The sequence below is a fragment of the Sporosarcina sp. Y838 genome (assembly GCF_056786515.1).
Window position 1 is genome coordinate 166,460 of sequence record NZ_JBXCJD010000002.1, and the last position, 21,879, is coordinate 188,338.

At 42.0% G+C, this 21,879-nt stretch carries 21 protein-coding genes; 7 read left to right on the forward strand and 14 right to left on the reverse strand.

Translation table 11 applies throughout. From position 1 onward, the window contains the following. Nucleotides 1-418: 418 nt before the first annotated feature. Nucleotides 419-4,231 carry a choice-of-anchor I family protein gene (locus tag AC1TO4_RS03560; protein ID WP_482104183.1) on the reverse strand — a complete coding sequence of 1,271 codons (3,813 nt, stop codon included), beginning with the start codon at nt 4,229-4,231 and terminating at the stop codon, nt 419-421. 356 nt (nt 4,232-4,587) lie between these two features. On the opposite strand from AC1TO4_RS03560, the gene AC1TO4_RS03565 reads away from it, so the two are divergent. Continuing rightward, nucleotides 4,588-5,025 carry a universal stress protein gene (locus AC1TO4_RS03565; protein WP_482104184.1) on the forward strand — a complete coding sequence of 146 codons (438 nt, stop codon included), beginning with the start codon at nt 4,588-4,590 and terminating at the stop codon, nt 5,023-5,025. A 45-nt stretch (nt 5,026-5,070) separates the two neighbouring features. Here the strand turns inward: AC1TO4_RS03565 and AC1TO4_RS03570 are convergent, their stop codons facing one another. The 6 genes from AC1TO4_RS03570 to AC1TO4_RS03595 all read right to left on the reverse strand — a co-directional run bounded on the left by AC1TO4_RS03570 (nt 5,071) and on the right by AC1TO4_RS03595 (nt 11,871). Further along, a complete protein-coding gene (locus AC1TO4_RS03570; RefSeq protein WP_482104185.1) occupies nt 5,071-5,586 on the reverse strand; it encodes a DUF2798 domain-containing protein in 516 nt (171 codons plus the stop codon). A 162-nt stretch (nt 5,587-5,748) separates the two neighbouring features. Next, nucleotides 5,749-6,312 (reverse strand): TetR/AcrR family transcriptional regulator, encoded by a 564-nt coding sequence (locus tag AC1TO4_RS03575; protein ID WP_482102403.1) that lies wholly within the window; start codon nt 6,310-6,312, stop codon nt 5,749-5,751. Between the two features lie 249 nt (nt 6,313-6,561). Further along, nucleotides 6,562-7,758 carry a multidrug effflux MFS transporter gene (locus AC1TO4_RS03580; protein WP_482104186.1) on the reverse strand — a complete coding sequence of 399 codons (1,197 nt, stop codon included), beginning with the start codon at nt 7,756-7,758 and terminating at the stop codon, nt 6,562-6,564. A 578-nt stretch (nt 7,759-8,336) separates the two neighbouring features. Beyond that, on the reverse strand, nt 8,337-9,938 hold the full coding sequence (locus AC1TO4_RS03585; RefSeq protein ID WP_482104187.1) for a hypothetical protein: 1,602 nt from the start codon (nt 9,936-9,938) through the stop codon (nt 8,337-8,339). 11 nt (nt 9,939-9,949) lie between these two features. Beyond that, nucleotides 9,950-10,438 (reverse strand): zinc ribbon domain-containing protein, encoded by a 489-nt coding sequence (locus AC1TO4_RS03590; RefSeq protein ID WP_482104188.1) that lies wholly within the window; start codon nt 10,436-10,438, stop codon nt 9,950-9,952. A gap of 17 nt (nt 10,439-10,455) precedes the next feature. After that, nucleotides 10,456-11,871 (reverse strand): TcaA NTF2-like domain-containing protein, encoded by a 1,416-nt coding sequence (locus tag AC1TO4_RS03595; protein WP_482104189.1) that lies wholly within the window; start codon nt 11,869-11,871, stop codon nt 10,456-10,458. Between the two features lie 501 nt (nt 11,872-12,372). Here AC1TO4_RS03595 and AC1TO4_RS03600 point away from each other — a divergent pair. The 4 genes from AC1TO4_RS03600 (at nt 12,373) to AC1TO4_RS03615 (ending at nt 13,850) form a co-directional block, all read left to right on the forward strand. Next, entirely contained in the window at nt 12,373-12,594 is a 222-nt protein-coding gene (locus AC1TO4_RS03600; RefSeq protein WP_482104190.1) for a DUF1659 domain-containing protein, read from the forward strand. 37 nt (nt 12,595-12,631) lie between these two features. Beyond that, nucleotides 12,632-12,850 carry a DUF2922 domain-containing protein gene (locus AC1TO4_RS03605; RefSeq protein ID WP_482104191.1) on the forward strand — a complete coding sequence of 73 codons (219 nt, stop codon included), beginning with the start codon at nt 12,632-12,634 and terminating at the stop codon, nt 12,848-12,850. Between the two features lie 77 nt (nt 12,851-12,927). Further along, the gene (locus AC1TO4_RS03610; protein ID WP_082786727.1) at nt 12,928-13,056 is read left to right on the forward strand and encodes a YvrJ family protein; all 129 of its coding nucleotides are present in this window, start codon (nt 12,928-12,930) and stop codon (nt 13,054-13,056) included. A gap of 185 nt (nt 13,057-13,241) precedes the next feature. Continuing rightward, the gene (locus AC1TO4_RS03615) at nt 13,242-13,850 is read left to right on the forward strand and encodes a peptidoglycan DD-metalloendopeptidase family protein (RefSeq protein WP_482104192.1); all 609 of its coding nucleotides are present in this window, start codon (nt 13,242-13,244) and stop codon (nt 13,848-13,850) included. Nucleotides 13,851-14,017: 167 nt separating this feature from the next. On the opposite strand, the gene AC1TO4_RS03620 is transcribed toward AC1TO4_RS03615, so the two are convergent. From AC1TO4_RS03620 to AC1TO4_RS03650, 7 genes are all read right to left on the reverse strand, one after another. Next, nucleotides 14,018-14,986 carry an agmatinase family protein gene (locus AC1TO4_RS03620; RefSeq protein ID WP_482104193.1) on the reverse strand — a complete coding sequence of 323 codons (969 nt, stop codon included), beginning with the start codon at nt 14,984-14,986 and terminating at the stop codon, nt 14,018-14,020. Next, entirely contained in the window at nt 14,983-16,245 is a 1,263-nt protein-coding gene (hutI, locus tag AC1TO4_RS03625) for an imidazolonepropionase (protein WP_482104194.1), read from the reverse strand. The genes AC1TO4_RS03620 and hutI overlap by 4 nt, the downstream gene beginning before the upstream one ends. Then, the gene (gene hutU / locus AC1TO4_RS03630) at nt 16,242-17,921 is read right to left on the reverse strand and encodes a urocanate hydratase (protein ID WP_482104195.1); all 1,680 of its coding nucleotides are present in this window, start codon (nt 17,919-17,921) and stop codon (nt 16,242-16,244) included. The genes hutI and hutU overlap by 4 nt, the downstream gene beginning before the upstream one ends. Nucleotides 17,922-18,279: 358 nt before the next feature. Further along, complete coding sequence (locus AC1TO4_RS03635) at nt 18,280-18,735, reverse strand: SRPBCC family protein (RefSeq protein ID WP_482104196.1); 456 nt, start codon at nt 18,733-18,735, stop codon at nt 18,280-18,282. Further along, the gene (locus tag AC1TO4_RS03640) at nt 18,732-19,079 is read right to left on the reverse strand and encodes a MerR family transcriptional regulator (protein WP_482104197.1); all 348 of its coding nucleotides are present in this window, start codon (nt 19,077-19,079) and stop codon (nt 18,732-18,734) included. The genes AC1TO4_RS03635 and AC1TO4_RS03640 overlap by 4 nt, the downstream gene beginning before the upstream one ends. Before the next feature lie 514 nt (nt 19,080-19,593). Continuing rightward, nucleotides 19,594-19,842, reverse strand: a complete 249-nt coding sequence (locus AC1TO4_RS03645) for a hypothetical protein (RefSeq protein ID WP_482104198.1) — start codon at nt 19,840-19,842, stop codon at nt 19,594-19,596. A gap of 181 nt (nt 19,843-20,023) precedes the next feature. Continuing rightward, complete coding sequence (locus AC1TO4_RS03650) at nt 20,024-20,284, reverse strand: hypothetical protein (RefSeq protein ID WP_482104199.1); 261 nt, start codon at nt 20,282-20,284, stop codon at nt 20,024-20,026. A 294-nt stretch (nt 20,285-20,578) separates the two neighbouring features. Between AC1TO4_RS03650 and AC1TO4_RS03655 the strand changes: the two genes are divergently transcribed. Further along, nucleotides 20,579-20,905 carry a hypothetical protein gene (locus tag AC1TO4_RS03655; RefSeq protein ID WP_482104200.1) on the forward strand — a complete coding sequence of 109 codons (327 nt, stop codon included), beginning with the start codon at nt 20,579-20,581 and terminating at the stop codon, nt 20,903-20,905. 258 nt (nt 20,906-21,163) lie between these two features. Beyond that, nucleotides 21,164-21,859 carry a helix-turn-helix domain-containing protein gene (locus tag AC1TO4_RS03660; protein WP_482104201.1) on the forward strand — a complete coding sequence of 232 codons (696 nt, stop codon included), beginning with the start codon at nt 21,164-21,166 and terminating at the stop codon, nt 21,857-21,859. The last annotated feature ends 20 nt before the right edge of the window (nt 21,860-21,879 follow it).

The window sequence follows — 21,879 nt, forward strand, 5'->3', positions numbered from 1 at the left end:
GAAATGTGCTTTTATATTAAGAACTAGTTGATTGTAGTGAAGAGCGGCGACTCCAGCGGGAACAGCGCGAGCTGAAGACCCCGCAGGAACGCAGTGACGAGGAGGCTGAAGCCGTGCCCGCGGAAAGCGTCCGCTCGGAACGGAAATCAACGGGATTGAAGGAAATCCGGCCTTTTCAGTGCCCCGGCTTAGCGCGGGAGGCATCCACAAAGCGCAGAAGCGGTATTAGCTGGATTTCTGATTCTATCCATTTCTCTTCAGGCTTTCGTTGAACACTTCGAAGTGTTGGTTGGAAACCTCCTTGTTGATTGGACACAAAAAAACCAGACAATCCCCAAATTGTCTGGTCTCCATTTAACGAATTACCCGATTCGTACCCCACACAGCCTACCTAACACTTAATCATCTACAGCTAATCTTACTTAATTTTAACTCCATCAAATTCATAAACCGCAACCGTTCCTGACATTTCGTGTGTGGCTGCTAGTAATGCGTTACCTGTTGGGCTTTTGGAAGCTGGGATGAATCTTAAGCCTTCTGGCGCTACATCTCCTGCAACCTCTTTCGTGAAGTCACGGCTTGTCATAAACGTTACATACTCAGGGCTTGATGGATTCGTAAGATCATAAACCATAATGCCGCTGATGCGTTCAAGCGCGATGAATGCATACATTTTTCCATTGATTTCTCCAGTTGTTACCGATTCCGGTTCTGGGCCTTTACTGTTACTGCGATCATCTACATCTACATTGCTATTACTTACGTTGAAGTATGGTTTTAATCTCGGGTCATTTGCGATGATTGATTCGAAATCACTTCCGCTATCAAATACGAGTTCCATTGTTTTTGCGTTAAAGATAGAGAAGCTACGTCCGCCGTACCCATAAAGCGCTTCGTATTCTCCAGCTGCATTTTTCCCATCTTCAGTCGTAATTTTAAAATCATTTAGTGTCGTTAGGTCAAATGCATCTAGCTCTGCTTGTGTATAGCCTGCATAATGCTCTGCTTTTAATTTAACTTTATCAATAATTTTATCTACTTTTTTATCTTCACTGAATCCTTCATAGTCACGTGCGTCCCCTTCGTTCGGTGTGATGATGTACGTATCTGCACCTACAGTGAACGTTTCAATGGCATCCGGCATATAGAAAGATAGGATTGGTTGTTTCTCGAGTTTTACTTTGCCATCTTTGAGCGCATCTAGTTCGTTTCCAGCTGCTGAATAATCTTTTACGCCTAACCCTTTAACATTTAGGATTTTTCCCGCTACAAGGTCAACTGTTGCAATTGCATTGTTTTCTTGTAGGGATACGTAAGCTGTTTTGCTGTCAGCAGAGACGGTTACATATTCAGGCTCTAATTGTGCCAAGTACGATTTGCCTTTTCCTTGATAAGACATCCGAACTTTATCATCTAACATGGCCTCTGTAAATTTTAGTTCTGTATGCGTATAAGTTGCTACATCAATGATCGAAATAGACCCTTCTGGATCAATTAAATCACTTGTTTTTTCTGCATTATCAGCTGGTTCTCCTTCATTTGCAACAATTGCTTTCGTCCCGTCAGGCGTGAATGTCACCATGTCTGGCAATGCGCCGACTTGAACAGATTTTACAAACTTCCCGTCTTTCGTTGCAAAGATGATGTAGCCTCGTTCTGTTTTCGGATCGCTTACTGCAGAAATCGCGATTAAATCTTTCGTTGGATGTGAAGCAATGCTCGTAATATCAGCTACACCCTCAACGCCAAAGCTTGATAGTAGAACTCTAGTCGTTTCTGTAATGCCTGTTAATGTACCCGATTTTAAATTTTCAAATGAAACAATGTCAAAACCTTTTACTGCACCATTTGTGACGAATGCTTTTTTCAGGTTTTCATCATAAGCTAAAATTTCTGTCCCACCTTCGCCTTTAAGGCTGTCATAACGGGCAACTTGAGAGACTGTTAACTTTTCAGGGTTCGTGTTATAAAAACTTGTGATTGCGTCTACAACTTGTCCCTTAACGTCTACTATTCGACCTTCACGTTCAGTTGGGATTTTGTCGCCTAGGGATACTAAGTGCTCCCTTAAGTTTTCCCAATCTGAAAGACCAAGATCCGTTACACGACCTGCTTCATAAGCTTTTTTAAGGACGTCATATCCGTCTCCACCTTTTGCTGTGAAGGCGTTTGTTGCTACTGTATATGTCTTAGTGTCTTCTAGTTTAGTGTACGTACCGTCTTCATTTTTATAGGCAATTGAAACGACACGTTCTCCAGCAGGTTTAGAAGAATCGAATTCTACTTTCGCACCTGATACATGAAGGAAACCGCCATTTTCTTTTGGATACTCTTTAAAACTAATTTCAAATGCCTCTTTTAATTCTGCACCCGTAACGTCCATAGTCGCTAGTGTATTACCAAATGGAAGCACAGTGATTACGTCCCCTACTGTGATTGGACCGGCATCTATCGCAGATCTAATTCCCCCACCATTTTGGAATGCCATAATTACTTTTTTATCTTTTACATAATCTTGCGCTTTTGCAAGCATGCCATCCGTAATTAAGTTCCCTAGAATCGTTTCACTCGCTCGTACACTTGTGCCCGGCACATAACCTTCATCAGATGTTCTTGGACTTATTAGTGCATTTTTAAGTGTTACGCCAATTTCCTCTTCATTTACAGCTGCAATTCGATCTTTATAAGGTTTTAAGAGCTTAACTGCCTCAGCATTCTCTTCTTTGTCTTTAGTCGCTATCAATTTACCTGCATGTCCCACTACGTCACCGTTTTTATCAAATTCAATATCTAACGTACCGAGGTAATCTGAATACTGATACGCTTGTACAATAATTGTTTTGTCTTTCGCTGCGCCTTTTTCATCTTTGTCCACAACGACAGGTTTGTCTAATTGCGTATGGCTATGTCCACCTACAATTACGTCAATCCCGTCGACATTTGCAGCTAGTTCTTGGTCATTGTCCATCGCGGCATTATCATCAAAACCAATATGTGTCAGTGCAACAATTTTGTCGATACCCATTTTTTCAAATTCAGCAACCATTTTTTCTGCATCCTCAATATAATTAGAGAATGTAATTTCTCCTGGACTTGCAAGATTTTTCGTTTCCGCAGTTGTCAGGCCAAAAATACCGACTTTTTCTCCGTCTACTTCTTTGACAATTCCTGCGTAGATATTGCTGTTTTCAGGAGTTGCTGAAACTTTCGTATTGAACAATCCATCAAACAATGGATCTTTTGAGAAATCTACGTTTGCGGATACAAACGGGAAGTTTGCCGCTTTAATGAAATCAGCCAATGCTTTATGGCCTTCCGCTGATGAACCAAGGTCAAATTCATGGTTACCGAATGTCATAGCATCGACTTTCATTAAATTCATAAACGCTAAGTCTGCTAAACCTTGGAATTCATTGAAATACAAAGTACCAGAGAATACATCTCCTGCATTTAACAACAATGCATCCGGTTTAGCTGCGCGTACTTCATTTACTGCTGTAACCAGTTTTGGTGCTTTGTCCGTATTCGCGTGTATATCATTCACGTGCATCAAAGAAAGGTTAAACGTTTTTCCATTGCCTCTAGTGGAAGCCGATTCACTTCGAACAATAAAGGAAGCCATTTGCCCTCTTGTAACGAATGCATTTGGTTCAAATCTAGTAGGAGTGGTTCCAACTGTGATTTTATTGTCGATCAATGCTTGGACATAATTTGCGTACCAGTTTTCAGCTCTGACATCTGTAAATGGGCTCTTCGTAAACTTGACGTCTTCTAGATTAAATCCAATACTAATCATCTTGGCGATATGCGCACGTGTCAGTGGCCCGCCAGGCTTAAATGTCTTATCGTTATACCCTTCTACAATGCCAGCTTCAACAAGTGCAGCAATTGCTCCGTAATACGTGTCAGTCACTTTAACGTCTTTGAATCCCGGGTTTTTCACATTCTTTGTATCCAATTCAAGGGTTTTCGCTAAAACGGTAGCGAGTTGTCCCCGCGTTACGGCCTGATTCGGTTTATAAGTGCCATCGCTGTATCCTTTTACGATCCCTCTAGAAGCCAAACTGATAACTGCGTCATAGGATCGATGACTTTTTATATCTTTTACATCAGAAAATGTGGGAATTTTCACCTCATCGGCTTGTGTGTATACCGGTGCAGCTACTGCAAGTGTTCCCGTTGCTACCGCTACAGCTAACGTCGCTCCGAATGCTTTTTGATATGAATTCAATTGAATAGCCTCCTAAAGTTCTATGTATTGTAAGGGTTGATTTAGTCCTTTTATTAAGGTTACCATTCTAAAACCTCTGAAATGTTAAGTGATTATTAATGTTTTGGTAGATTGTCAGTTTAGTGTAATGAGTGTTAGTTTTATGTAAATTTTTGCGGGTTTGGGGATTTTGTTGATCAGGGTTTGGGCGGTCGAGCGGTGGATTCGAGCGGGGCGCGAGAGGCTAGATAAAAAGCGTTGGCTTATAGAAATAATTTTTGGTATATTTAAAACAAACCGCTTGGTATGTTGACGGTAATACAACGAATCTACAGGTAAGCACCTTTCAAATAACTTCTTAAAGGGGGATTTGGCAGATGAAGCAATACAAAAGTATTTTAGTAGCTATAGACGGTTCAATTGAGGCCGACTATGCATTTCGTAAATCCATTGATATCGCCTATCGAAATGAAGGTTCACAATTACACATCGTTAACATTATAGATACAAAATATTTCGGAGCACTTGATAAAGATATCGCTGAGCAAGTCAGAGAAAAATCAAAGGAAATTTTAGATCGCTACAAAGCACGCGCTGCAGTTGCTGGTGTTAAAAATGCAACGTCCATTATTGAATATGGTTCACCTAAAACGGTAATAACAAAAGAGATTGCTAAAACAGTGAAGGCCGACTTAATTATTTGTGGCGCTACGGGGCATACGCCAGTAGAGCGCTACATAATCGGTTCGGTATCTGAAGCAATCGTCCGTTCAGCTAAATGCGATGTTTTAGTCGTACGTACACCTGCGAATTGAACAAAAAAATGGCTCAGACTTTTGATAAAAGTCTGAGCCATTTTTTTAAACGTTTTGTGTTTTCGCTTGAACTGCAGCTTTTCTATCCTGCGCTGCGTGCATTTTAACCATTACAAAGCGTGCAATTGGCTGGATAACTAAGCTCTCTAAAAATAGAGCGATTAAGAAGTTACGTGGCCAAGTTTGTAGGAAGTGAGCAACGAAATCATCTCTAAAACCATTTCCAACGATATCTCCAATAATTGTCATTGTGAATGACATACCCAATACTGTAAAAATCGTACGGAACATGATGCGAGCAGCAAAACCATCTGTTGGTGAAACGAATTTTGACGATAAAAATTCTGCAAAACGACCGATTGCGACAGGTTCAATAATCATAACGATCACCCAAATAATAGGTAACGTAACTAACATGCTCATTGCAACTTCTTTGTTGAATCCTCCAGCCGAAAGGATTATGTTGATTGATCCTATTAATAATACGGATAGTGTTACGATAATTGCGCCGAATAACGCGCCCTCTTTAGCGTTTTTGGGTAGTCTGTTTTCTTGATGCATAGTTTGATTTCTCTTCCTTTCAAAATTCGTATTGGACCTACTCTAAATACAAAAGCAAATACAGTTATGAACTTAACGCAAATCAATGAAGCTGCCGTAAATGCAATTTACACTAAACATGCACTCCGTTTAACAACCCAATCGTAAAGAGCTCTGTCTACTTTATCTGTTTACTTTTAAAATGCTCGGCAATAATGTCGCAATTGTTTTCAAAGGTATTGCGGATTTTTGCGTTAAACAAAGCATCATTGCACCCTCAATCGAAACTGTCAGCAACAACGCGCAAGCGGAAGCCGATTCATTCGAATAGCCTTCCGTTACAAGTTTCTCATAGTAAAGCTGTTGAATGTTTTCATATAGAGCACTACAAGCAGTGCGGACTGGCTCACTCATCGTTGCCATTTCACTGACAATGCTGCTAAATGTATAGGCGATAATGGTGCCGTCTCTTTCAAAGTTGTGAACTAACTTATCAATCATTGACAGTATCGCGTCCTCCGTTGCTTCATGCCTACTGAAAATAGCCTCAATATCTGTGGTAATGACTTCGTTTAAACCGTGTAAACAAGTAATCAATAATTCTTCTTTTCCATTTGGAAAATGATGATAGAGTGCTCCTTTTGTAACGTTACAGGCTGTTAAAATCTCATTAAGTCCGACACTTTTATACCCTTTTTGTTGAAAAAGGGTCGTCGCCGTATCAATTAATATCGATTTTGTATCCATAATTGATGTATTCCTCCCTACATACCAACTGGTCTGTTTTAATTATAACAAGTTTTCAACCTGAATAAAAGTTTTCAGTTTTATTAAATTTTAGAGCGCCTTATTTAGTGAATGTCGCTGCATCCCTGAAATTCCATACATCCAAAAAACCAGACAAATGCCACTTTGTCTGGATTCAACTTTTTCATTATTCAATTGCAGGCATAACCTTTTCTCTCCTAAAAATGAATACTACTCCTCGTCGAATACTTACCTTTTTCTCACGAAAAGCAAAAACAGGACAAGCGCACCACTGCTACAAGTCATAATTATTATGCCCATCGGCCACGCCGTTTGGTCCCCTGCTATTCCTACAAGTGGCGCAACGATCGCCCCACCGATAAATGGAAGCAGTCCCAGAAAGGCTGAAGCACTTCCAGCCGCTTTTTCTTGGCTTTGCATGCCGAGCGAAAATGCGGACGTTGATACCATTCCGACACTTGAAACGACGAGGAAAAGCGCTACGGTCATTGCGAATAAAGAAAGGTCATTTGACACAACGATAAAGAGTAATATACTTCCTGTGAATGACAATAAAACCCCTGTAAAAAGCAATTTCACTTCGTCAACGGTGCTTGCTAATCTACCTGTCACTTGTGCGGCGATGATAATGCCTAAACCATTTAGCGCAAACAACATGGAAAACTGTTGAGGTGTGACTTCGTAAATGTTTTGCAGGACAAAAGGAGACCCCGCTATGTATGCAAACATACTCGACATGATCAAGGCTAGTGTGCCCGATATCCCCAGAAACACACGGTCTTTAAACAAATTCCCGAATGTCTTGACGACCGCCAACATGCTTCCCTCAGACCTTTTTTCTTTAGGCAACGTCTCAGGGAGAAAGAGCGTAACTGCCAAAAACATAAGAAGACCAATTACACCTAATATGATAAACACGGCGTTCCATGATGCGAAATTTAAAACGAATCCACCTGAAATGGGCGCAAGAATCGGTGCTGCCCCGTTTACAAGTGCCAGTAATGCGATAAACTTCGTCAAGTCTTTACCAGAATACATATCCCGTGCAGACGCCCGTGCGATAACGATTCCCGCCGCACCTGATACCCCTTGGATAAATCGCAACCCGATAAAAACCCAAATCGTCGTACTGAATGCACACAAAACAGAGGCAGTCGCGTATACGATTAGCGTAAATATGAGCGGTTTGCGTCTCCCCCGAATATCACTCAATGGACCGAAGATCAGCTGTCCGACGGCAAGCCCTATTAAACACGCGGTCAAACTTAGTTGTGCAAGCGATGTTGAGGTATGTAAATCAGTTGCAACAATCGGAAGCGCCGGCAAATACATATCCATTGAAAGCGGTCCGATGGCAGTAAGGGATCCTAATAAAAGGACAATCCAAAACTTATGTAACTTTACTTCTTTTTTCACTTTCGCCATACGAGATTGACACTTCCTTCTTAATTCGATCTTTGTGGGATCCTATTTCTGTATTTCTAGTAGGCTTTTATTCACCTAGTTGATTAGTTGACTAGTAATCTAGCCATTATTCTGATTTTAATTAAGTATAGCATAAGTTGGAAGCCATGGATTTGGGTGGTTGGTGAGGGTTTTCGGGTGGTCGCGCGATAGATTCGAGCGGTACGCGTTGGGGTTCGGGCGATCCCACGGAGGATTTGGGCGAAAAAATAGAAAACCCTCTCAAGTCTCAAAGGACTCAAGAGGCATGTAGTTGTAATGAAGAGCTGAAATAAGTACCTGCTATTAAATCTCCTTCGTCGACACGAGCTCGTGGACGCGCCATTCGTCTTGAACTTTTTTCACTAGGGAGACCGTTGTAAACTTTTTACTTTTGGAGCCTGGATGACAAACTCCTCTGTTGTTGTAACCTGCCATGTGTCGATACCGGCTTCTTCCACCTTTTCCACGATGATTCCATTGGCCGCTTTTCGTTTTTTTGATACAGGTTGTTTAGGTACAACCGTATCTTTGTGAAGCCTTGTCCCGCAATTTATAATTTATCTACTTGCAAATCTATTCTTCAATAAACCACCAATTGCGAAGCAAATCGACGCCATCACAAATGTAATTAGGAAAGAAGGCAAGATTGAGGAATAGATGGTAATGATTGTACTTTCTTGCTCGGCAAGAACTTCAAGCTTGATTCTGCTAGCTACACTTAATACCGTCATGACAAGCGCATAAATTCCACCGAATAATAGGATTTGCTTTATTTGTGACTGGTTCGTTTTGAATAGACGGAAACCCACATAGATGAGCAATACAGCCGGCAAAAGGAAACTCAGTTTGATAAGCATCGGAAGCGTTCCATCCGTCAAAACCAATGTATTTAACATATCTCCAAGTTCATAATCGGCCGCAATCGACTTTTGAATGCTCTTTGCGCTACTGAATAGATTAATTGCGATGGAATGGGTTCCATTCAACAAGTCCAGCTGAAATGCTAGCGGGTTGAAATGAGCCAAGTGCATAATCCAAATGGATGCATGTGTTAGTACTAATGGTAATACCACTGCAATAATGGAGGCAGTTCCAATACCTTCGAGTTCACTCATATCCATTACGGAAATCCCAACTATTGAAACGACAACGAAAATGACTGCTAAAACCAGCATTGAATACACCGTATACTGTACATACTGCGGTTTCGCATGTAAAAACACGAAGATAGTCTTACCGTAATACGTCAAATAGGCCGATAATCCCGTAACGATCAGTGACAATAAAAGTCCGGTTAGTAAAGCATCAAAAAAGGAAAATTTCAATACAGCTTGGATTGACAGACTATCGTCGTAGATCCCATTTGCACCCATACGGAATTTCACTCTTGAGTTTATAGCGTTAGCCACTATAAAAATCGTGTAAATTCCTGAGAAAATAATAAGCGGTTCAACCAATGACGATTTCGATTTTCTTGACAAATACCCTAAAACTGCCCCTACAATGAGCAGAATCACAATTGGGACAATCAAACCGGCGAGCAACAGATTTTTCTGTTGGAAAAATACTAGCATTGATTCGCCAAACGAATTGGCTTCCAAATCAAACTTCGTATTTATATTATGAAGTAGCGTTACAAACGTTGTGATGCCGTAAATTGTAGGTATCGATACTGACGTACCTGATTCTGCCCTAATTTGCTCTTCAAGAAAACTTAAACTCCGCAACTCTTTTGCTGATACCACTTCGCCTTCTGTCTCTTCAATGAAGTCTATAAACTGTTGTTCAGCGAAGTTCATGACAGCCCCGGCACTTACAAGAACGAGAACAATCGCTAGAACCGCTGCAATCAAAGCATTCTTCACATTACTTTTCGATAAAAAACGGCTCGAATTGAACGTCGGTAAATCAAGCGTCCGCGTCGGATTTTGAATCGCTTGGATGACACTTTGCGTAGAGTTCAAACTAATACCTGATAAATCCCCCCCGCAATGAAGGCAATACTGTGCAGATGAAGCAACTTTTCCGCCGCAACCCGCACAAAACTCTACTTTCGACCGATTTGCTTTGCCGTTTAATTTTGTATCCAATATGGCTCCGTCTGCCGTACAATAATTATTGTAATTGGGATAATTTGTCCCACATTCATTACAAAACAATCCGTTTCCCCCTATCCTTGGATGACAGTCCCGCAGCATGGACAAAATGCTGCAGATTCCGGAATGTCCTCATTGCATCGCAAGCAGACCTTTGTCTCTTCTTCGACCTTTATTTCAATATTGACTGCATTTCCACAGGAGCCGCAAAACTTATCGCTTGGTTGAGCAGGGTTTTTACAATTCGAGCATAGATTTGATTGACTTGCTTCAACCTGGAGTTGTTCAAGATTTTTGGATAGCTCATAAATCTCTTTATCAACCTGTTCGATTTGCGAGGAAATTCCCGCGAAATCTTCATCGTGCACAAGACCGAATCGCACTTTTTTATGAATGCTGTTGCCAATTTCCACGATGCTCTCCAATCGTTTTTGTCGCAACTGATCGATTGCCTGACGGAGCTGGCTCGCTTCTTGCACTGTCTGCATCTTTTGTTTACCTTGTTGCAGCGTATCTTGTAGTTTGTTCAATCCGCCGCCGATTTTTGTTTGTATTGTACTCAACAAAACTTCCCCCTCGTTTAGTATTTATCTCGATTGGTGTCTTTGATATGGATTTCTACAATCTCAAATTGACCGGATGAAGTCTCCACCAGATCATATTCTTTGAGTCGATCATAGGCGGTCGTTTGGCTAAGGTGGTTTTCAAATAAGAACGTTTCACGGACTTGCAACTTTATAAGATCGCCTTCCACTATGCCACCTGTTACTTCATTCGTCATAAATTCATACCAATAATACGTACTATCCGCTCCCACAATAAATTCTTTCAACTCACCATACGCTTTCCCAGATGGTTGTAAATAGGATTCGATATAGCCGAAACTTCGGTTATTGAGTGCGTCTTCATAGGCATTTCGGAAATTGATATAACTCTCGGAAGCTTGGCCAATCAACTCTTTATTTTCTTCTTCTTTTTCTGCCTGTGCCGCTTTCACTTGTTCTTTTTCATGGGCTTGTTGTTCCGTTTTTATAAGCGAAGGAAAAGTGAAAGAAATCAAATCTCCAGGCTTTCCACTGACCTTTTCGGACGCTTCCGTTTTATCGCCTTCGATTTTCCGAACAGCATGGAACGTAGCCCCTTTTCCAAAAATCGGCCCAATTGTCCCTACCTCCTGAATTGACTTTTTTGTAGATTCCCCATTCACATATAGGATGCTGTCTGGCGATTGACCATCAAATTCGATGGAATAGGCTGTATTCAGTAAACTGAACGTCGCTGTTTCTGAAAATAGGGCACGGTCGATTTTAGCAGTACCTTGTGACGCAAAGAAGGTATTTTTCCCATTCAGTGTCACTGTGTACTCGTCCGGCAATACTTTATTGATGGTAATCGGTTTGCCATCAAGCGGAAACACCTCACCGGCAAGGGTCAACGTCGTATTCGTAAGATCCGTATCAATCACCAAAGACTGCGACACCGGTTCAATCAAAGCTCTCGGGTAAAAATAAAGCCATGTATCATGCTTGATGCGAAATACTTCGATTCCATGATCATCCAGCACAATTTCCGTCAACTCCGTGTCTTTCACTCGTTCAACAGCATCAGACAACTCCGCGTAAAATTCGGGCAAGGAGTCATTATTTAAATTCTTCGTAAAGCTTCCTTCTACATAAAGAACACCCTCAGGAACAGTCAATTCTGCAAATAAGACCTTACTATTTTCATCGATGATTGAATTGTAAATACTTTCCAATCGTTTCGCACTGTCAGTAACATGAGATAAAATAAAATGAGTGCCGATCGACAACGCACATACCACTGCAATGATTGAAAGCAGAACTTTCGTTTTCAATGACATGGGTTTCCGCCGTTTTACCTTGTGTTCTGTTGCTGTAACTGAAGTCGAATCTGATACAGGCGTCCCGCATGCTGAACAAAAAACAATGCCCGGAGAAAGCTCTTCCCCGCACTTCTTACAAAACTTTTGACTCACATACTTCCCTCCTTTCTTTATAGTAGTTATTGAATGATTACAATATTCACTATAGTCAAACTTTATAGTCTTGTGAAGTCAGTTATAAGAATATTTACCTATTACATTAGGAGCCTATAGTCTCCCTCTGACAATAGATTTTGTAATTGGATGACCATTGTTTTAAATAAGCTGAAGTAGAGAGGAAATAGTTGGGTACCGATTTGGGACAGTCACTCAGTCTATTCTGTAGCTATTGTGATAATACCCCTATTTGGACATCAAAAAAAAAACAGCTTCCATGACTTGTAAACCAGTGGAGCTTTATTTGCTATTATCAACTGAGGAAATGGAGTTTTCTAGTTTGTTTTCACAATTATTATAGAAATATTCACCTTCTAACTAATTACTCAAATGACTTAATATAATCAACATTATATTTTTCAACTCACCAAACATTTCAAAACAATGTCCACTTTCCCTCCCTTTTACTCTATATAGAGGATGAAAGGAGGTGATAACATGGCAGCAACAATCGAATTTCAACAGGCGTCAGGTCGCGTATTCTTCGACGGTGGTCTAACAGAGGACGGCAAGCTAATCCGCAAAGCGAAGACATACCGCTACATTAAGGTAAATGCGTCAGCGGAGAACTTGTACCAAGCGCTGGAGCAACTTGGTCGACTCTCAACTTTGCCGTTCATCGGAGCGGATATCGTGGAAACATCGAGTTTGATTAATTAATTTACCAATTAACTAATCGGGAAAGGAGGAATAAAACATGGCTAAAACACTACAATTGAACTTCAACACAGCAAGCGGAAAAAGGGTGAGTTTGTCGGTGGATGAACCCCGCGCAGATTTGACGCCACAAAGCATCGAGGCAGCGATGCAAGAGATCATTGCTGCGAACGTATTTGAAATTAACGGCGCTCCACTCGCAACAGTTGTTAGCGCTCGGGTTATCGAGCGTAATGTGACAGAACTTGTAAACGGCTAACAAGTAACAACGACCGGTTCACCAGTTTTCGGACTGGGGACCGGTTTTTTTTATGTTAAAAGAGGGGAGGAAACGAGATGGAACAATGGATGAGTCTCATACAGGAAGTCGGTTTCCCGATATTCGTATCATTCTATCTTTTGCACCGGCTCGAAACAAAACTCGTCGCGATCCATGATGTGTTGGTTTCATTAAAAATGCAGTGAAACTTAATCATCTCTCATCAATAGAAAATTGAGTTGGGCTACTTGCTCGTGCTGTAGAGTTTGGGCGGTTGTAAACCATATTCGGGCGGTCTGCCGTCCGGATTGAGCGGTTGCAATTTATATTCGGGCGGTCCGCCATAAGAGGTGGACCGTTGTTGACCATAATTTAAAAAAGGTGGGAATTAATGTTTATTAAACCATGCGAGGGGCGTGTCACATCTTCTTTCGGTTACCGCATCCATCCGATTACGCATTTTCGAACGATGCACTTTGGTGTGGATTACGGAAATACGCCATCAAACAATACAATTGTTGCAGCAGCTGCTGGGAAAGTTACTTTTTCTAAGTCTACAAATGGTTATGGAAACACGGTTATGATTGTCCACTCAATCGGTGGAAAGACGTTTGAAACCGTGTATGCACATCTTCGTTCAATTGGTGTCAGAGTCGGGCAGACAGTCAAACAGGGCGAACGTATTGGTGTGAAAGGGTCGACTGGGAATAGTACAGGAATCCATCTTCATTTCGAGGTCCACGTCGGTCGTTGGAATAATAAATTTACGAATGCCGTTGATCCGTTAAGTTATGTTTTGAATCATGAGGTGAAAAAAATACAAAGCTTGCTTGTCAAAGTAGGTTACAAGATTGCTGTGGATGGACTTAACGGGCCCACTACAAAGGCTGCGGTTATGTCGTTTCAGAAGACTTCCGGCCTTGTTGTAGACGGAATTATTGGGAAGTTGACGACAGCTGCACTTGCTAAAGCGGCGAATGATTATGTGGTGCCGAGGTAGAGTAAGCGTGAAAGAAGCCCGATTTCTCATTTAATGTGAAATCGGGTTTTTCGAGGATTCTGGGATATGTTTGTTGAATACTTTCATGGGTTGGTTGGACACTTGGCCGAGCTGGTTGGACCTTCACAGAGTTTGTTGGAAACTTCCCCTTATTGCTCCCGCGCTGTTTATTTCAACCGACTCACGCGACCAGTAACAAATTGCAACCAGCCATAAACCCCAATTTTGACTGTTTCCGAAACCGCGGAATCTTTGCTTGGATCCAAACAGACAAAGTCAATATGCTGAACGGCTTCATGCTTGCCGATTGTAAGCAAAGCATCAAACAGTTCTATCGCCGTCATCCCACCTGGTGTAGATGCCGGAACGCCCGGCGCAACGGATATATCCAGCACGTCCATGTCTACAGTGACATACACGCAATCTACTTCCGTAGACAGTTGTTGAAGTGATGCTTGAATTGTTTCAATTATGCCTTGCATGCGAGCTTGTTTGAGAGTCACCATTTGAATATGATGCTGCTTGGCATAGTCCACGAGCGGCTTTGCATTATAATAGCCGTGCAACCCGACGTTGATGATATGCTCTCCCTTAACTACGCCGCCCTCAATCAGTTGCCGAATTGGCGTTCCATTCGCTGGACCTAATTCTGCAGGATCCCGTACATCCAGATGCGTATCCAACTGTAAAATTCCGATTGTTCGCTCTGGATGAACATCCTTAATCCCTCGAATCGCGCATGCTGTCGTCGAATGATCTCCGCCAATCATGCAAGGCAACGTACCCGGATAGCTCGTTATAAGAGAGGCCGTTGCTTCTTGGATACGTTGGTGAGATAACAGGATATCCGTCGTATGCATCTCTACATCACCCGCATCTGCAACCCGAAAAGCACTTAAGTCGATATCTTCATCTAAATTATAAGTGGCGAAGCTTTTCCACATTTTTCGAAATTCATTTGGGTACAAAGAGGCACCCGAGACACTAATTGATGACCTAGAAAGCGGCGCACCATATAGAATGAGATCCGGTTTACCTTCTCCATCGTTTAGTGGCTGAACCCATTGATGAACATGTGTCACTTCTTGTCCTGCTACATTCCACGACCATTCTGGTGGTTGAAGCCATCTATTCATTCCCCCACCACCTGCACGCCTTTTTTCCATACGGACTTTACATGATTCACGCCAAAGAAGTACTGGATTTCTTGATAGTTTTTCGCATCCCATAGGACGATATCCGCTTGTTTACCCACTTCAAGAGAACCCACCTTGTCTTCACATCGAATGGCACAAGCTGCATTATACGTGGCCGCTGTCAATGCTTCAGCAGGCGTCAGTCGCATAGATATACAAGCTAAGTTCATGACAAGTGGCATGGACGTTGTTGGAGATGAACCGGGATTGCAGTCCGTAGAAATGGCGACAGCAACGCCTTCATCAATCATTTTTCGCCCGTCTGCTGCTTGCTCACGCAAATACAGCGCGGTTGCAGGAAGCAGGCAAGCAATCGTGCCCGCTTTCGCCATTGCCCGGATTCCTTCATCAGATGCTTTCAGTAAATGTTCCGCCGAAATGGCACCGACCTTTGCTGCAAGCTCTGCCCCACCGTATGATTCAATTTCATCGGCATGGATTTTTGGAATTAATCCCAAACGTTTACCGGCTTCCAATACGCGTTCTGATTGTTCAGGTGTATAAACGCCTTTTTCACAAAACACATCATTAAATACAGCAAGCTTTTCTTCGGCAATCACGGGCAACATTTCATTTATGATTACATCGACAAATTCGTCTTCCCGCCCTTTGTATTCAACCGGAACGGCATGCGCACCCATAAAGGTCGGCACGATATCGATGGCATGTGTTTCCTGCAATGTCTTCATGACACGGAGTTGTTTTAACTCCGTCTCCAAATCCATTCCATAACCGCTTTTCCCTTCGACTGTCGTAACCCCGTGTTCAAGGAACAAATCGAGGCGTCGAGTCGTTTGTTCGATTAAATCCGCTTCCGATGCAGCGCGCGTCATCCGCGTTGTCGCATGGATGCCGCCGCCTGCATTCATAATATCCATATATGTTGAACCTTCTAAACGCATCTCAAATTCACGTTCACGACTGCCTCCGTAAGCAACATGCGTATGGGGATCCACTAACCCAGGCGTCACTAGATGGCCCGTAGCATCTACAATTTCCGCCTCATGTAAACGGTCTGCATAGCGCTTTTCAAGATCGACTGTTAATCCAACCGCTTGAATAATTCCGTTTTCGATCCATAAACTACCGTCTTGCAGTATGCCAAGTTCGGACATCGCTTCTTTTGAGCGAGGTCCTTTCTCGGCGGAAGTGAGCGTCGCTAGCTGAGCTGCATGTTTAATAAATAGCGGTTTTGTCATTGTGGATCATTTCCTTTCGCAAGCATTGGAATGTTTACGCCTTTTTCACGAGCCGTTCGTTCAGCAATTTCATATCCAGCATCCGCATGGCGTGCAATGCCCATTCCTGGGTCTGTCGTCAATACGCGCTCAAGTCGAATTTCTGCTTCTTTCGTTCCATCTGCCACAATAACCATTCCTGAATGAATTGAATAGCCCATGCCAACACCACCACCGTGATGCAATGAAACCCATGTTGCGCCGCCCACTGCATTGATCATGGCATTTAAAATCGGCCAATCCGCAACGACATCTGATCCGTCTTTCATCGCTTCTGTTTCACGGTTCGGAGAAGCAACAGATCCTGAATCCAGATGGTCGCGACCGATGACGATCGGTGCACTTAATTCACCGCTTGCTACCATATCATTGATGATTTTCCCGAAGCGTGCGCGTTCTCCGTAACCAAACCAACAAATGCGAGCTGGTAGTCCTTGGAATTCAATTTTGTCCTGTGCCATTCGAATCCAGTTGCATAAGTGTTCGTTATAGCTGAACTCACGTAAAATCGCTTCATCTAATTTATAAATGTCTTCCGGATCACCTGATAACGCAACCCAGCGGAAAGGACCTTTCCCTTCGCAAAATTGCGGACGGATGTAAGCCGGAACAAACCCTGGGAAATCGAATGCATTTTCTATGCCTTCGTCTTTCGCCACTTGTCGGATGTTATTGCCATAGTCAAATGTGATTGCCCCTTTGTCCATCAAGTCAAGCATCGCCTGAACATGTACAGCCATTGATGCTTTTGACTTATTCACATATGCATCCGGATCATTTGTACGCAGGACCTCAGCGTCTTCTAAAGACATGTTTGTAGGGATGTAACCGTTTAATGGATCATGTGCGGACGTTTGGTCTGTCAGCACATCAGGCGTGAAATTGCGTGCAATCATTTCAGGTAAAATTTCTGATGCGTTGCCGAGCAAGCCAATGGATAATGCTTTTCCTGCTTTTTTAGCTTCCTCGGCCAGACGGATGGCTTCATCCAATGAATCCGTTTTCACATCTGTATAACGCGTTTCAATGCGGCGATCAATTCGAGTCTCATCCACTTCGATGCCGATACAAACGCCGCCCGCCATCGTCACTGCAAGCGGTTGTGCGCCACCCATGCCGCCAAGTCCTGCTGTTACAGTAATCGTTCCTGCCAAACTACCATTGAAATGCTTTTTCGCTAGCTCTATGAATGTCTCGTATGTGCCTTGCACAATGCCTTGTGAACCGATGTAAATCCAGCTTCCCGCTGTCATTTGCCCGTACATCATTAACCCTTTTTTATCGAGTTCATGGAACGTCTCCCAGTTGGCATACGCCGGAACGATGTTGGAATTGGCAATGAGAACGCGTGGTGCATCGGTATGTGATTTAAAAACAGCGACCGGTTTACCCGATTGAACAAGTAACGTTTCATCATTTTCTAGCGCTTTCAGTGATTTTACAATCGCATCAAAGCTTTCCCAGTTCCGAGCAGCTTTCCCGATCCCACCATAGACAACTAATTTATCGGGATGCTCTGCCACTTCCGGATCCAAGTTATTCATCAACATACGAAGAGCTGCTTCTTGTCCCCAACCCTTTGTATTCAATTCTGTCCCTCTGTAACGAATTACTTTTTCTGACGGAACCGCTTTCATAAATAACGCCCCCCTGTTCTGTTGTATTCATTATATACTAAAAGTTCAGTTATCTTTTATGGTATGTTAACTATTTTAAGTTTAATAGCTCAATAAGGGTTTGGTTGGACACTTTTTGGGGTTGGTTGGACATTTTACGAGGTTGGTTGCACACTTGCTGATCATTGTTGGACACTTCGATGGTTTCGTTGAACACTTTTAGGGGATGGTTAGACATTTTACGAAGTTGGTTGCACACTTGCTGATCATTGTTGGACACTTCGGAGAGTTTATTGGAAACCTCTCCGTTTGTTAGACACTTTCCAGGGGGGGGGCACACTTGCTGTGCTTTGAGTTCATAAAAATCTTTTGCTACACGTCATTTCATGTCTTGCATGGCTTGAAGATTGACTCGATCCATGAAGTCATGAATCACTTGATCACCATTTTTTCCACCACCAAGTTTTAGCATGGCACGCCCTACAAAATTGATGCCACGGTTCGAGCCCGAGTAAATCAAATTTGTCTGTGTTTCACTTACTTTTTCCAATGTAAATCCTAAAGTCATTTCAAATGCACGTGCCAGCTGAAATTGAATTCGCTTATGCTTTCGATTGACTGTGTCCTCAAATTCCGTAATTTCCACCACATACGTTTCTTTTCGTTTTCCTTCTTCATAGGTTTGATTGTAAGTTGAGCCTGTCATTTCAGGTTTTTTTTCAATCCAGCGATTCTCCAATACTTTTGGCATAATACGTGTTGCCTGTTCTTCTTCAAATAGAGCCCAAATCACGTCAATTGGTGCGTCAATCAGTCGTTCTTCTCTCCAAATCATTCGTCTTGCTCCTCTCTCCCAGTTCGGATAAATGCTTCAATATCCAAGATCTTTTGTTTTTTTAATTCCATCTCAATCTCTAAACTTTGTTTCTTTTTCAGTAAAAGTTCTTCCAAATGCTCAAACGACTCATCGCGCATGACATCTTTCATTTCCTGAATGGTACAGCCGAAACTTCGAAGTTTTTGCAACAACGCTGCCAGGAAAAATGAACCGTCGTCATAATAACGGTAGTTGTTGGATGCATCCACGAATGCAGGTTCCAGTAATTGTTCCTGCTCATAATAGCGTAGGGTTTCCTTGCTCAACCCTGTCATTTCGCTGAATTCGCTTATTTTATACATGTATTGCCTCCCCTACTAAAATCTTAAAGGATAGGGTGCACCACTGAGTCAATCGAAATATTGCAGAAAGTGTTTCCTGAACGAACATACAAGTTTGTCAGACAGACAATTATTTTGATTATTTTATAATGAAATTGTAGCGTATATACCAGGTTTTTTCACGCAGAGGTACCTAAAACACTTAAAATAATTGTTTATCTCCTTCGGAAGGGGTTGGACGCTAGCTGCTTTGTTGGATACTTCGACGGTTATGTTGGACACTCCCTTGTTGGTTGGACACTTTTCGGGTTGGTTGAAGACTTTACGAAGTTCGTTGGACACTTTCCGGGCTTGGTTGGACATCCTAGTGAGCTACCCTAAACTAATCCATTATCATTACTATTTCTTCCTGCCGCGCGGCTGCGCGCCTCCCTCAATCGCCACTTCATAAGGCTCCGGCATACCCTAAATCAGTACCATCTATGTCAAACAAAAAAAACGCCCCATGAGGACGTCCCTTCTAAACACTTTATGCCTACAGTGATTTGTTTTTGATATATTCCATACCTTGTGGTGTAATCGCTAAAACCAGATTATCCGAACCTTGCCCGCTATCCACGGCATATTCCTTTTCGATCAGTTGTTCAATCGCCAGTTTGCTATTGACATCTGCTTGTACCATTGCTCTGGGCAATGTATAACTTCCTCCATTATTCGCAAAGTGATAGTCGTAAAGACTCTGTAACAGTACATCCGCGAGTTTATTGCCTTCTTCATTCATCATGCTTAAATCCACTCCTTTCTATACACAATTCGTCAGAAGAGATAGGTATCCTTCACGCAGTATCCGCCTACTAAGCATGTGCGCGCTCCGCAAATCGCCACTTCATAAGAATAAGGCATACCCTAATCCTAATCTATTTCAATCAATGAAACAAAAAGAACGCCCCATGAGAATGTTCCTTTTAAATGTATACTGCCTCCAGTAAATTGTTTTTGATATAATCCATACCTTGCAGTGTAATCGCTAAAACCAGATTATCCGAACCTTGCCCGCTATCCTCGGCATATTCCTGTTCGATCAGGTATTCAATCGCCTGTTTGCTATTGACGTCTGCAAGTACAGTTCTGGGCAATGCATAACTTCCTCCATCATTCGCAAAGTGATAGTCGTAAAGACTGTGTAACAGTATATCCGCGATATCATTTCTTTCTTCATCCGTCATACATTAATCCCTCCTCTTTACATCATCAATTCGACAAAAGTAATCAGAATCCTTCTTTAATTAACTAATAAATTTCCGTTCTCTGTGTAGTTTTGATAATGAACTAGTTAAAATCATATCCTATTCATATAGATTAATTTTACAAAGGGGATATTCATGATGAGAAAAAGGAAAAGTAACAAGCTCTTACTTTTTGTTCTCATATCCATATGTTCTTTACTTGTGTTGATAGGCTCTATTAATTACCTGTTTTCGCCGAGCTACAAATCTAAAAAAGTAGTAGAAGCGTTTTATATGCATGAACAAGTAGGAGACTTTGGTGATTCATGGGAATTGCTTCACCCTTTGATGAAAGAGAGATGGAGCAAATCACAGTTCATGACTGACCGATTACATGTTTTCGTTGGCCATTTTGGTACCGAAACTTTTCAATTTACAATAAATGAAAATAGTAAAATCAAGGGTTGGACAATGACTGAAGAAGCACAACCATTTGATGTCGCTTATAAATTTATTGTCATTCAAACCTATGAAGGTAAATATGGAAAGTTCGGCTTCCTACAAGAAGTATATGTCGCAGAAGATGAAGGTGAGTGGAGGATACTGTGGGATTATCATTAACACACAGTTTCCGCCAACGCGGTAGTATGTCCCATTTCCCCGCTCTAAATTTCAAGTTTTTTAATGTGTTTGCCTACTTCTAACAAAATTAAATAAACTATTTTCAAATTCTTGTCCACTTTCCCCTACTTTTCTTCTATCTAAAGAATAAAGGGGACATTCTTTATGAAAACTTACCTTTCTGGGTACGCACACTTCACAAACAAACACGATTTAGATGCAGCAACTAGGTAACATGTACTCAATCACTGGAATGAAATGAACCAAACTGAGCGGGCTGTTCTCGATATGATCCGTCGTTACTCTGTTAAATATGGTGCTGCACATTTGAAACACGAAACCATCGAAAAGGCCATTAAGAAATCCAACGCAACTGTACGACGCGCCATTCGCAAGTTAGAAAAGCTTGAAATCATCGAACGTATTCACTATATCCGCCCTGTCATGAGCGGTCTAGGCGCTAACATTTATGTCATTAAACCTACTAATGACCAGTCGAAATTGAACACCCCGAAGGTTGACGAAAAGCCTTCTGTCAGTAAGGCGGAACCTGCTAAACCACAAAACGAAGCTTTTCTTTCTAAAGCGTTAAGTACTAAAGATCTTAAAAGAACGTCTCCTCCGGAAATTGTGCCCACTACACTTTTTGGGAAGATGAAATCTCTTCTTTCTTCAACAATCGGAGAGAGTAAATTGGCACGCAATTTTTATGGTATCTACCGAAAACAGTCCCTGCAAATGCTGAAATTCAGTATTCACGAAGACAAAGGGGATTTGTTCGAGCAATTGGCCATGCAAGCACTACGGATTTCGATTCAAACAACAAAGCTTAAAAACATTAGGAATCTACCTGGCTATTATTCAGGCGTCTTGCGCGAACTCATCGACAAGGCTTTGTTTAGTGAGGCATTTATGGATTATGACGTGCCATTTGAGGGGTTTTTCTATCGGTGAAATAAATAGTTGAGGTACGT

Bases quoted from the DNA above. Each gene is read 5' to 3' on its own strand.
- AC1TO4_RS03565 (WP_482104184.1), top strand. From the start codon at position 4,588: ATGAAGCAATACAAAAGTATTTTAGTAGCTATAGACGGTTCAATTGAG.
- AC1TO4_RS03570 (WP_482104185.1), bottom strand. From the start codon at position 5,586: ATGCATCAAGAAAACAGACTACCCAAAAACGCTAAAGAGGGCGCGTTA.
- AC1TO4_RS03575 (WP_482102403.1), bottom strand. From the start codon at position 6,312: ATGGATACAAAATCGATATTAATTGATACGGCGACGACCCTTTTTCAA.
- AC1TO4_RS03580 (WP_482104186.1), bottom strand. From the start codon at position 7,758: ATGGCGAAAGTGAAAAAAGAAGTAAAGTTACATAAGTTTTGGATTGTC.
- AC1TO4_RS03600 (WP_482104190.1), top strand. From the start codon at position 12,373: ATGGCAGCAACAATCGAATTTCAACAGGCGTCAGGTCGCGTATTCTTC.
- AC1TO4_RS03605 (WP_482104191.1), top strand. From the start codon at position 12,632: ATGGCTAAAACACTACAATTGAACTTCAACACAGCAAGCGGAAAAAGG.
- AC1TO4_RS03610 (WP_082786727.1), top strand. From the start codon at position 12,928: ATGGAACAATGGATGAGTCTCATACAGGAAGTCGGTTTCCCGATATTC.
- AC1TO4_RS03615 (WP_482104192.1), top strand. From the start codon at position 13,242: ATGTTTATTAAACCATGCGAGGGGCGTGTCACATCTTCTTTCGGTTAC.
- AC1TO4_RS03620 (WP_482104193.1), bottom strand. From the start codon at position 14,986: ATGAATAGATGGCTTCAACCACCAGAATGGTCGTGGAATGTAGCAGGA.
- hutI (WP_482104194.1), bottom strand. From the start codon at position 16,245: ATGACAAAACCGCTATTTATTAAACATGCAGCTCAGCTAGCGACGCTC.
- hutU (WP_482104195.1), bottom strand. From the start codon at position 17,921: ATGAAAGCGGTTCCGTCAGAAAAAGTAATTCGTTACAGAGGGACAGAA.
- AC1TO4_RS03635 (WP_482104196.1), bottom strand. From the start codon at position 18,735: ATGATTTGGAGAGAAGAACGACTGATTGACGCACCAATTGACGTGATT.
- AC1TO4_RS03640 (WP_482104197.1), bottom strand. From the start codon at position 19,079: ATGTATAAAATAAGCGAATTCAGCGAAATGACAGGGTTGAGCAAGGAA.
- AC1TO4_RS03645 (WP_482104198.1), bottom strand. From the start codon at position 19,842: ATGATGAATGAAGAAGGCAATAAACTCGCGGATGTACTGTTACAGAGT.
- AC1TO4_RS03650 (WP_482104199.1), bottom strand. From the start codon at position 20,284: ATGACGGATGAAGAAAGAAATGATATCGCGGATATACTGTTACACAGT.
- AC1TO4_RS03655 (WP_482104200.1), top strand. From the start codon at position 20,579: ATGCATGAACAAGTAGGAGACTTTGGTGATTCATGGGAATTGCTTCAC.
- AC1TO4_RS03660 (WP_482104201.1), top strand. From the start codon at position 21,164: ATGAACCAAACTGAGCGGGCTGTTCTCGATATGATCCGTCGTTACTCT.